General features: G+C 53.1%; 6 protein-coding genes. 3 read left to right on the top strand and 3 right to left on the bottom strand.

Annotated features, from left to right (window positions below; genetic code table 11):
* The first annotated feature begins 45 nt into the window (after positions 1 to 45).
* On the top strand, positions 46 to 372 hold the full coding sequence (locus ACRRUX_RS05380; protein ID WP_432527964.1) for a carbon starvation protein CstA: 327 nt from the start codon (positions 46 to 48) through the stop codon (positions 370 to 372).
* A 78-nt stretch (positions 373 to 450) separates the two neighbouring features.
* On the opposite strand, the gene ACRRUX_RS05375 is transcribed toward ACRRUX_RS05380, so the two are convergent.
* Positions 451 to 2433, bottom strand: coding sequence for a RecQ family ATP-dependent DNA helicase (locus tag ACRRUX_RS05375; protein ID WP_432527962.1), 1983 nt, complete (start codon positions 2431 to 2433; stop codon positions 451 to 453).
* 288 nt (positions 2434 to 2721) lie between these two features.
* Here ACRRUX_RS05375 and ACRRUX_RS05370 point away from each other — a divergent pair, with 288 nt between their 5' ends.
* Positions 2722 to 3087, top strand: coding sequence for a hypothetical protein (locus ACRRUX_RS05370; protein WP_432527960.1), 366 nt, complete (start codon positions 2722 to 2724; stop codon positions 3085 to 3087).
* Between the two features lie 532 nt (positions 3088 to 3619).
* Here ACRRUX_RS05370 and ACRRUX_RS05365 read toward each other — a convergent pair.
* The gene (locus ACRRUX_RS05365; RefSeq protein WP_432527958.1) at positions 3620 to 5407 is read right to left on the bottom strand and encodes a flavocytochrome c; all 1788 of its coding nucleotides are present in this window, start codon (positions 5405 to 5407) and stop codon (positions 3620 to 3622) included.
* A gap of 113 nt (positions 5408 to 5520) precedes the next feature.
* On the opposite strand from ACRRUX_RS05365, the gene ACRRUX_RS05360 reads away from it, so the two are divergent.
* Positions 5521 to 6426, top strand: coding sequence for a LysR substrate-binding domain-containing protein (locus ACRRUX_RS05360; protein ID WP_432527956.1), 906 nt, complete (start codon positions 5521 to 5523; stop codon positions 6424 to 6426).
* A 762-nt stretch (positions 6427 to 7188) separates the two neighbouring features.
* On the opposite strand, the gene fdhF is transcribed toward ACRRUX_RS05360, so the two are convergent.
* Positions 7189 to 11562, bottom strand: a complete 4374-nt coding sequence (gene fdhF, locus ACRRUX_RS05355; protein ID WP_432527954.1) for a formate dehydrogenase subunit alpha — start codon at positions 11560 to 11562, stop codon at positions 7189 to 7191.
* Positions 11563 to 11636: the final 74 nt, after the last annotated feature.

Raw genomic sequence — 11636 nt, 5'->3', positions numbered from 1 at the left:
ATACGGCGTAATGAATGGGCGTGAAGCCTGCGGAGGTATGGCATCATGAGGACGTTACAGGGATTTGGACTGATATTTACGCTCGTGGCTCTGGTACTGGGTTATGTGCTGCTTGCGCCTATTCAACATGATACGAGTGCATCCGCCGCCTCGGCAAGCGGCCTTGCTTTGGTATATGGTGTACTGCCCCTGCTGGGGCTGGCGGCGCTCATGCTGCTGCCATCCTCAGTGGCCCTGCTGAGTAGTAATGTCAGGCATTATTGCTATTTCCGGGGGCGCTTCTGGCTGGGAATTCTGGCGTTCAATCTGGTGATTTCAGCAGGCTATGTGCTGATTGCCGGATACCTTGCTTACCTCCTGTGGCTGGGCTAGCCTCCTGGCTGTTTTTATATACTCCCGGTTTTTGATTCCCAGCCTGTTATTGCCTGTCTGACGCCTGCGGCGGTTGTATTATGCCTGCGCCAGCACCTGCTGTTTCACGGCTTCAAAAGGCATGTTGGCGAATTTGCCAAAGCCTGTCATTTTACCGGCTCTGAGGCGGGTGCTCTGTGGCGTGGCGATACCGCACAAAAAGCGGGTGATGGCCTCAGGCGTGAGTGTTATGCCTTCTTTGGCGGCGGCATTTTTGAGCGGTTGAATCAACGGGTGTAGCGAGACGGCATCTATGTGTTGCTGATGTTGGGCTTCCGGCAGGCGGGCTATCTTTGCGCTGCACACGGAACAATGACCACACTGCGCCGGTGCCTGAGTGTCGGCGAAGTAGGCTGCCAGGCGATGACTCAGACAGGTGTCAGTTTCAAACAGCGCCAGCATGGCATGCACCCGATTGATTTCCGAGGTTTCCTTGGACAGGAACAGGGCATGCATTTGCTGACTTAGTTTATCTGCCTCATCCCCCTGACAGGCCTGAGGCTGGTTGACCCGATAGACATCCGTCATTTGTTTGCTTTCCAGCTCAACCCAACCCTTGTCTGCGAAATAATCCAGCGCCGCCACCGCCCGTTTACGCTCGCCGCCACAGCTTTGCCACAGGGCATCGAAATCCACCGTATGCCAGGTCCTGGACTTGGGGGAGGCCGCAAGCAACGCCTCAACAAACAGCCGCCGCTCACCCTCAAATTGACTCAGAATTTGTGCCTCGGGCACCGACATCTTAAAGCGGTAGTCAGCAAAGTAACTGTATTGTGGCTCGATAATGCCGGCCAGCTCCAGATACACCAGCAGAGTCTTAAGCGGCAGCTGACGTACGTTGCTGTCTCTGGACAGGCGGGTAAGCATCACCTCCCAGGCTTTACCCTGGGGGGTGGCGCCAATGTCATCAATCACGGCGCGAATGGCGATTAAGTCCGGCGTGTCGCCATAGACAAAGTTTTCCAGCACACTGACTGACTCGCGGTTGGCCAGTACTGTGCAGACTGAGGGCAAACCATCACGGCCGGCGCGGCCTATCTCCTGACTGTAGTTCTCTGTGGATTTGGGCAGATCGTAGTGAATGACTGCACGGATATCGGCTTTATCCACCCCCATACCGAAGGCAATGGTGGCGACAATACAGTTGATTTCGCCGCGCATAAAGGCAGTTTGAATGCGCTGGCGAACCTCATTGTCCATGCCCGCATGGTAGGCCTGTGCCATCACGCCACTGGATGTCAGCTGGGCTGCGACTTTTTCAGCGGTCTGCTGCAGGGTCACATAAACGATTGTTGGCTGAGGAAGCGGGACGTTTTGTAACAGGTTAAGAAGCGTCGCGGCTTTGTCCTGTTCCCGGCAGGGCAGCACATTAAGCTCCAGGTTCTGCCGGTAAAAGCCGGTGACCACCACATCCTCCCGGGCGATACCGAATTTGGCGCGCATATCTTCAATGACCTGCGGGGTGGCGGTGGCCGTCAGCAGCAGTACCTGAGGGATATTGAGCAGATTGCGATAAGCGGGCAGTTTCAGGTAATCCGGGCGGAAGTTATGTCCCCACTCGGAGATGCAGTGGGCTTCGTCAACCACCAGCAGTGAGAGTGGCACAGAGGCAATAAACTGGCGGAAACGCTCATTCTTCAGACGCTCGACAGAGATCATCAGAATTTTGGTTTCCCCGGCTTTCACCGAGCGCATTACTTCGCGGGATTCATCATAGCTCAAAGAGGAATCAATGGAGGCCGCGGCAATGCCTTTGGCGCGCAGGAAATCCAGCTGATCTTTCATCAGCGCCAGCAGCGGGGAGATCACCAGCGTTAAATGCGGTAGATGCAACGCAGGCAACTGATAACACAGGGACTTACCTGAACCGGTGGGAAAGATCGCGGCGGCTGAATGCCCTGCCAGAATCTTTTCCACCACAGCCTGCTGGCCCCCACGTAAAGCGTCAAAGCCAAAAACACGCTTCAGCGTACCCCAATACCCGGTATCTGACTGCATCACCACCCTCATAGTCTGTTTCATTAGTTGTTTCATTGGGCTGCTGGTAACCCTGCATGCAGTGTACACCACAGGAGGACTGAAGTGCTCAGGGCCATATTGCTTTTGTCCACAGATAGCCGGATTGTGCGGATTGACATGGTAAGGCCAATCCTTGAAGGACGGGATTGGGCGCGGGATTTGGTCACCATTGCCTGAGCAACAAGTAATGCAGAACTTCAAATTCACATTGACGATATTTTGTGCTGCTGTTTAGCTTGTATAGGTACTCTGGCGGTTAGCTGATGAGTAGGTTGATAGACGGGAGCGATAATGAAGGTCAAGTCTGGTTGTTTTGTACTTGTGTTAATGGCTCTCGGTGCTGAGGCCAATGACAGTGTTAACAGTGAATTAAGCCACGTCATCGGCGGTGCTGCCATGGGAGCCGGATTTACGGCGATTGCCGATCACTATGGTTACCGGGAAAACCGGGCATGGATAGGCTTTGGCATTTCTACCGGCATCGGCATCATCGGCGAATTTTTCCCCGGAAACAGTGGTTTTTCCTTACTCGATGCCAGCGCCAATGCACTGGGCGCCGCCATTGGCGCCTACGGTACCAGTGAGTGGATACTCACCCCCGTCATCTCCCCCGATTCAGGCTATGTGGGCTTAACCTTCTACTACAATTTCCGCTGATAAAGGATGCTGAGGCCGGTGACGGCTAACGCTTCAGTGTCACTGCCTTTGGGGATGTTTACCTGCTGATTTAGCGTCTTTTAAGGTGGAAATATATGTACAAGCCCAGAGTGAACAGGGCCATTTGCGTGAGTGTAAACAGGGGAGCGTAACCTTGAAATAACGCGTACAAACCCAATGCCAGGGTTGTGTTTCTGTATCCGTCCCCTATGATCAAAATGCAGGGTGAGCAAAGCACTCCATAAACTATCGCCTGGAATAACTTGCTTTTGGCTATGCCCAATCGTTCTTCCATCAAAATAAGAGTCAGCCACGCCACAGGGAAAGTAAATATCAAGAAAAGGAGATAACCAGTCATGACGCGATACACATATCCTGATGAGTCATTCAGGCCAGTCTATCATGCTGATGAAATTGGTGGCTGTTTGGTTGTTGTCTTTACATCCGTTGCTGCAATTGAGCCAGGGGTGTTTCAATGTCAATAAGGCGGGAATAGCGCCCCTGTCAATGGGGAAAACAGAGGCGCTGAGTATTACTGATTAGCCTGTTGTGACTGTTTAATAAAGTTGGCGACGCTTTCTCCCGCGATTCGGCCAAATACTATGGTGTCGGCGATGGCGTTGCCTGCAAGACGGTTTGCGCCATGAACCCCGCCGGTAACTTCACCCGCTGCATATAGCCCGGTGATGGCATTCCCTTCCTTGTTCAGGGCGCTGGTATCCGGGGCGATTCTCAAGCCACCCATAGTGTGGTGCACTGCGGGTTTTACCTTGACCGCATAGACTGGGAAGTTGAGGTCGTCAGCCATATTTTTACGGCCGAAATCTTTATCTTCTCCCTGGGTTCTGAATTCATTGTACCGGTTCAGCGAATCGGCGGCGGTGCCAGCTTTCATATCGGTTTGAGATGCAAGCTCATCAGCGTTATTGGCTTTGTAGATAATGCCAAGGTCAAGCATACCTCTGAGCTGGCCGAGTCGCTCAAACACTGTCTCGTCAAATACCAGCCAGGCATCTTTTCCTGGTTGTGCCCAAATACATTCGGAAACTTTATCTCTGGGACCCATTTCATCACAGAATCGATTTCCTTCCCGGTTCAGCAAGATTGCTCCGGCGCCACGTGCCGTACCTGAAATAACCATTTTTCCGGCTGCGGCGGTTGGGAACGCCTGAATCTGATCGACGTCGACAGTATCAACCCCAACTGCAGGGGCAAAGGTCAGGGCATCGCCAACATTTCCGGGATTATTGGTGGAGTCGACGCCTTTGAGATCCGGTCTATATTTGGCAACCAACTCGTTATTCCGGGCAAAGCCACCTGATGCAATAATTACGGCTTTTGCTCCCAGTAGATTTACACCTGAGTGCTTACCCTGAACCAATACTCCGACAACTTTGCCTGTGTCATCCTGCACTAAACGTATCACTTTGTTGTTGGTGCGGGTTTCGACGCCAAGCTTTTCAGCTGCGTTTTTCAGTGTATTGATAATCTCAGGTCCGGACTTTGCACCACCACTGGGTCTATGCAGACGCTCGGCACTATGGCCACCGGCGCTGGCTGCGGAGCTCATGTCTGCGCCCAGCGCCATCAGCCAATCTAACCCATCACTTCCATTGTTAACCAGGGTATGCACCAGATCCGGATTGTTTAGCTGGTGTCCCCCTTTCATTGTGTCCTGATACCACAGCGCCTTGCTGTCATCATAATTATGGAATGCCTGGGTAAGGGTTTCTGCGGATGCCATACCACCGGCGGCCAACATGCCATTGCCGCCAATGTAGGGTTGTTTTTCAAGTATCACAACGTCTTTAAGCCCATGCTGGCGTGCAGATACCGCCGCGGCGTGACCTGCTGCGCCGGCACCGATAATAAGCACCTCATGGGTCTCAATGGGGCCTGCAGCCAGTGCTTTATCAATGGATGCCTGAGAGACTTCCGGAAATACGTAGGTATCAGATACTTTTCCATCTTTGGAAAATGGAATTTGAAAACTGGTTTTGAAACTATCATGACAGGTTTGACATACCACAACCGGTTCCTTGTGCCCGGAATGACAACTGGTACAGGATAAATCTATCAGGTGACTGTGATGGGGGGAGAGTGTTTGATTCGCCTCTTGGGCTAATTCCGCCATCGACCCATGACAGCTGATGCATGACTGATTTTCATGTATCTCGTTATCTTTTACTTTTATCGGAGTGTTGTGACAGGACTGACAATCTGCGCCTGCTTGCTTTAAATGGTGATCTGCCAATCCAGCAGCTGATGCCACACTGCTATATAGAATTGCCGAACTTGCTATTAATATTATTCGTTTCATGAATATCCTCACACTATGTTTTTTTATTGATGATATTGTTATTTCAGCAACGTGTTATCAAACCAAATGATTTCGTCTGTTGAGTTAAAAAAACTAAAGTGTTGAGAGAGAATATGAGAGTCATTCCACCAATGAAGGCCGTGATTTGCTTTGAGGCTGCAGCCAGGCTAAAAAGTTTTAAATTAGCAGCTGTTGAACTTAATGTGACGCCGGGCGCAATCAGCCATCAGATTTCCTCACTGGAAAAGTTCATTGGCAAGGAGTTATTTGACCGAAGTCACAGGCAATTGGAGTTAACTCATAGTGGAATGAAGTACTTTTCCAGAGTGGCGATTATCCTGCAAAATATGGAAGAGGCCACTATTGACTTGGGCGTTCAAGGACATAACCCTTCGCTCAAAATTGCAGTGCCGCCATCGTTATTGAAGAACTGGCTATTACCAAAAATGGCTGACAGTGATATTTCAGACAAAGGTATTAGCGTTGAGTTTATCGACACTTTGGAATATTTGGACTTTGGTGTAAATGGCCTTGATTTGGCAATTAGATATGGATATGACACCTGGGATAATTATTATGCTGTGCATTTGTTTGATGAAGATATGGTAGCTGTTTGTCATCCTGAATATTGTGCTGTCAATTATGATTGTTTGACTTCTAATGCCATTGAAAATATGACTCTGATATATACCAATAATAGATTGGTGCAGTGGGATATCGTTTTGCAGTATTTTGGAATTACCCGACGTTCCAAACAATCAAAATTAGTTTTTCAAAACTCAATTCAGGCAATTGAGGCTGCGGTATTAGGCTCAGGAATCGCTTACGTTAATCGCTTGCTGGTGGAAAAAGAACTGGAAAGAAAGCGTTTGGTGATCCCGTTTGAACTTCGTATGCCTGAGCATAAGTCGCCCGCTTACTATTTGGTAAGCACTTTCTCACGAATGCAGCGTGAGTCAACGGCATTGATCTATCAGATGATTCTGGATGAGGTGAAACGCCTTCCTCACTATGCCTGATACGCTGAGCTGACCGTGGTTGTGGGCAGCGCTGAAGCCCCGGGCTAAGGGCTGGCAGCATGATGGGGTGTTGGCGGCTGTGGAAAAAGTGGCTTCGCTAGTTCCTTTGACACTCCGGGAGCGCCGGGGCCACGTCCGCGCGCATCAGGGACACCTCAATCAAACAGGAGGGGAGACAGGGACGAGCTTTTCGCATTCCCCATATTTGATACCTGATGCCCAATACCTGAAAACCAATTCCTGATAACCAAATCCTGATAACCAATACAGACCTGATAACAGGGGCGGAAGGCATTTGTCAGCTTTGAGGAATTAGCCATTATCCCTTGAATGGACAATAGCCCTGGCAGATTATCTCAGGGTATCTGTTGGGAGTGATTATCTGGCAGTGAGTTCGCTGTTTTATTTGTATTGGCAGTGATTTTGTTTTGCCTAAATTGTTTTTCCTCGAAATTTTCAGCTGAAATTGCTGGCTTCCTTAGGGTTCTTGTAATGCTTGGCTTGATGTGAATTAGCATTACCTTTGTTTCAGTTTATTCGCTTTTTATCTAACAGGTTTTAATGGTTTGTTCGGTATTGGGGGGTTGCTGGTTGCCCGTGGCTGTTGATATCTGTTGATAGAAAGATTGCCACATTGAACGGCGTGACTGTATTTATTGGATGCCATCATCAGACCATGCCAAAAAAACACCCCGGCAGTTTCCCGCAGGGGTGTTTGATTGCATGGCGCCAAGCTTGTTACCTGAGTGTCGAATCGCTGGATTAAGCGATAGAGGCCTCTTCACCCACAGAGATGTTGTCACTCAGCACATCTTCAAGGGTATCCCCATATCCCGCCATAGCCCCCAAATTATCAGCACGTACGGCGCAGAACTTGTACTCAGGGATATGAGCAACCGGGTCCAGGGCATTGATGGTCAGCTTGTTGGCGGCCGCTTCCACAAAGTGGAAGGGCAGGAACAACACGCCAGCCTGAGCGCGGCGGGTGACGAAGGCGCGAATGGTGATCTCGCCACGGCGGGTGGTGAGTTTCAGCATATCGCCATTATTAACGCCAAGCTGCTCAGCATCGAATACCGACATCATCACCCGTGGGCTTGCCAGCATATCCAGTCCTTTGGTCTTGCGCGTCAAGGTGCCTGTGTGGAACTGCTCAAGCAGTCGGCCAGTGGAGAGCACCAATGGATACTCCTGGCAGGGCATTTCAGCGGGCAGGCGGAAGCTCACCGGCTCGAATTTCGCTCTTTCTCCGCGAATAAACTTGCTTTGGTGCATAATGCGGGTGCCGGGATGCTGCTCATCCAGACAGGGCCACTGCAGACCCTGTTTGCCCTTGATGGAGGTCGGCGCAACACGCTCCCAGGTGATGCCCCGGTATTGTGGGGTCAGCTGGTTTACCTCGCGCCAGATCTGCTCTTCACACTCATAGTGCCAGTCGGCGCCCATGGCGTTGGCGACGGCCTGAACAATCTGCCAGTCAGGCTTGGCCTGACCCGGAGAGGTCACTGCCGGCTGCAGCTGCTGCACCCGACGCTCGGTGTTGGTGAAGTGACCACGTTTCTCGGCAAAGGCCGCGGCGGGCAGCACCACATCGGCAAGGGCTGCGGTTTCAGTGAGGAAGATATCCTGCACCACAATAAACTCGGCGGCGGCCAGACCATCCAGCACATGGGCCTGATCCGGGTCGCTGAGCACAGGGTTTTCACCCATGATGTACATGGCCTTGAGCTTGCCGGATACCAGCGCCTTCATCATATGCGAGGCTGGAATGCCTTCTTCGGTCGGCAGGGTGACCTTCCAGGCCGCTTCAATCGGCGCACGATTGTCGGCGTCGACCAGCTTCTTATAACCGGGCAGATAGTTGGGCAGGGCGCCCATATCACAGCTGCCCTGCACATTGCTTTGACCGCGCAGTGGGTTGATACCGGCGCCTTCAATGCCGATATTGCCCAACATCAGCTGCAGGTTGGAGATAGCCAGCACGTTGTCATGGCCGCAGGTGTGCTGGGTGATGCCCATGGCGTAGTAGATGGCGGTCTTGTCGGCGGTACCAATCAGCTTGGCCAGTCTGGCGATATCCTCAGCGGCAATGCCGGTAATGATAGCAGCATTGTCCAGGTTGTAATCGCTCTTCATCACCTCGGCGCGCACGGCTTCAAATTGCTCGGTGCGATCGGCAATATAGGTATCGTCCTGCCAGCCATTAAGCAAAATCTGCTGCATGATGGCGTTGAGCAGCATCACATCCGTGCCTGGACGCTGCGACAGATACAGCTCAGCGCTGTCGGCAATTTCAACCCGTTTCGGGTCAACCACCACCAGACGAGCCTTGCCCGAATTGACCGCTTCGCGGATGCGTGAGGCGATAATCGGGTGAGCGCAGGTGGTGTCTGAGCCCAGAATAAAGATGAGATCAGACTCGGCTATGCCCGGAATGTCGTTGGTCATTGCGCCGCTGCCCAGGGTGTCGTACAGCGCGCTCACGGTGGAGGCGTGGCACAGTCGGGCGCAGTGGTCGATATTGTTGGTACCAAGGATGGTGCGGGTGAACTTCTGCAGCAGGAAGTTTTCTTCGTTGGTGGCCTTGGCTGACGCCAGGGTCGCAATCGCATCGCTGCCATATTGGGCTTTTACCCCGAGCAGGCGATTTGCCACCAGTTCAATGGCTTCTTCCCTGCTAGCGGGCACCAGTTCGCCGTTTTTGCGGATAAGCGGGGTGGTCAGTCGCTCAGGGCTCTGCACAAAGTCAAAGCCGAAACGGCCTTTGACGCACAGCATGCCTTCGTTGACCTGAGACTCAGTGTCACCTGTCACCCGCATGATGCGGTTGCTGGCCTTGTCCACATGCATCTCGACCCGGCAGCCTACACCACAGTAGGTACAGACGGTGGAGATTTTCTCAAGCTCGGTTCTGGCGCGGGCCTGCGATTTGTCTCTGGCATCTACCAAAGCGCCTGTGGGGCACACCTGAACGCAGTTACCACACTGCACACAGTTGGAATCTGCCATAGACACGCTGAAACCGGCGCGGGGGGCGCGGCGAATTGCATCTTTGTTCACGCTGTCATTGGCACTGCCGCCCGGAATGGCAGAGAAACTGGCCTCTTCAAAGCAAATGGCCTTATGACCAGACTGGCGCTGACACATATAGACGCAGGCGCCGCAGCTGATACAGCGGTTGGCATCGAAGGTGATAAAGGGCGCGCTGGTATCCACGGCAAAGCGGCGGGCCGCAGTAGGCGCGTTGTTGGCAATGGCCTGGCTATCCACCCTGTATTCCGTCGCATAGTCGCGCAGGTCGCACTGTTTATTGGCCTGACAGGCACACTCCAGACAGCGGGCCGCTTCTTTCAGCGCCGCGTCATGGGTAAAGCCCAGCTCGACTTCATCAAAGTTCTGCTGACGCTGAGCCGGAGTCAGTTCAGGCATTTTAACCCGTGGCTCGACGGCCACATTAGGATACAGACTGGCATCCAGCGTGGCTGTCTTCTTGGCTTTGGTGGCATTGAACTGCTCGGGTACCAGCTCACAGGTGAGGCCGGTGGACAGCTGCTTGTGGATGGCTTCAGCCGCCCGGCGACCATCACCAATCGCCGCCACGGCGGTAGCGGGACCGGTACGGGAGTCGCCGATAACAAACAGCTTTTCGACTCCGGCCGACATAGTGTGTTCACAGCCGGCAAAGGTGTTCCAGCGGGTCAGGGCGATTTCGCCGTTGGACAGCTGGCTTTGTGGATACTTGAGAAACTCCATATCCGGCATCTGGGATACGGCGGCAATCACGGTATCAAAATGTTCGGTAAAGGTTTCGCCGGTGGCAACCGGTGCGCGGCGCCCAGAGGCATCCGGCTCACCCAATGCCATTTTGGAGAAGGTGACTGAGCTTACCCGGCCAGTATCATCGGCATGGTTTTGCAGCGGATTGGTGAGGAAGTGGAACTTAACTCCTTCCACTTCGGCCTCGTGGATTTCATAAGGCTCGGCCGGCATCTCCTCACGGGTGCGGCGATAAATCAGGGTGACATCCGCACCATCACGCAGGGCGGTACGGGCGCAGTCGATAGCGGTGTTACCGCCGCCGATGACCGCCACTTTTTTGCCTGTGCTGTAGGTTTTTTCGGTGCAGTAGTCGCGCAGATAATCCACGCCCAGGTAGCAACCGGCCAAATCGCTGCCGGGGTAGTCCATGGGCACGGCTTTCTGGGCACCGATGGCCAGACAGACGGCGTCATAGTCATCCACCAGACTGCCCAGCTGAATATCCTGACCCAGACGGGTATTGGTCTGGATCTTCAGACCGTTGCGGCACAGGAGTTCAATCTCTTTATCGAGGATCGCCTTGGGCAGGCGGTACTCAGGAATGCCGTATCTGAGCCAGCCACCGGCCTGAGGGGCACTGTCGAAAATAGTGACCTCATGGCCCTGATTGGACAGGAAGTAGCCTGCAGCCAGACCGGCAGGACCAGCACCGATAATGGCCACCTTCTTGCCTGTATCGGCTTCGCGCTCAGGCATCCAGGGGTCTTCATCATTGAGATCAAGATCAGCGGCGTGGCGCTTTAGCTGGCGGATCGCCAGCGGTTCATCTATCAGGCCGCGGCGACACTCAGTTTCACAAAAAGCCGGGCAGACACGACCGATACTCAAAGGTAGCGGCAGGGTTTGCTTGATGACTTTGACCGCCTGCGTGTGGTTACCCTGGGCAATGTGATACAGGTACTGCTGCACATCGACACCGGCCGGACAGGCACGCTGACAGGGCGCTTCGCAGTCGGCAAAGTGGTCTGACAGTATGGCTTGCAGGGCGTCTTGTCGCAGTTTACTTAAGTTGGCCGACTGAGTGGTGACAATCAGGCCACTGCTGACCTCTGTCTTACAGGCATGAGCGGTTTTACAGGCATTCAGGTTCTGACAGGCTGTGGTCGCCTGTTCATTATTTGTAGGGGGTTCTTGAAGGATCTCCACCACGCACAGGTTACAGTCTTGTTTTTGTGGGTTGCCTATGTCGGCATCTGCGTCGTGGGGGAACTGGTGGCACAGGCGGGGGATCTCGATCCCGGCGCGGGTGGCACAGGTCAACAGCGTCTCGCCGCTTTCGGCGGTCACGGTTTGTCCGTCAATAATCAGTTCTATCATGGAAAGACCTTATCGTCCTGAAACATGCATCCGGCCTGAGACTGCAGGCCGACAGATCCGGGCAAGTATACTCA

The organism is Shewanella sp. GXUN23E (assembly GCF_050865035.1).
Classification (GTDB): Bacteria; Pseudomonadota; Gammaproteobacteria; order Enterobacterales; family Shewanellaceae; genus Shewanella.
Note: the sequence above shows the minus strand (reverse complement) of the source record. Positions and strands in the feature narration are given on the sequence as shown.

What these genes read in the sequence shown, in the direction of transcription:
- ACRRUX_RS05380 (WP_432527964.1), top strand. Translation starts at nt 46, where the DNA reads ATGAGGACGTTACAGGGATTTGGACTGATATTTACGCTCGTGGCTCTG.
- ACRRUX_RS05375 (WP_432527962.1), bottom strand. Translation starts at nt 2,433, where the DNA reads ATGAAACAGACTATGAGGGTGGTGATGCAGTCAGATACCGGGTATTGG.
- ACRRUX_RS05370 (WP_432527960.1), top strand. Translation starts at nt 2,722, where the DNA reads ATGAAGGTCAAGTCTGGTTGTTTTGTACTTGTGTTAATGGCTCTCGGT.
- ACRRUX_RS05365 (WP_432527958.1), bottom strand. Translation starts at nt 5,407, where the DNA reads ATGAAACGAATAATATTAATAGCAAGTTCGGCAATTCTATATAGCAGT.
- ACRRUX_RS05360 (WP_432527956.1), top strand. Translation starts at nt 5,521, where the DNA reads ATGAGAGTCATTCCACCAATGAAGGCCGTGATTTGCTTTGAGGCTGCA.
- fdhF (WP_432527954.1), bottom strand. Translation starts at nt 11,562, where the DNA reads ATGATAGAACTGATTATTGACGGACAAACCGTGACCGCCGAAAGCGGC.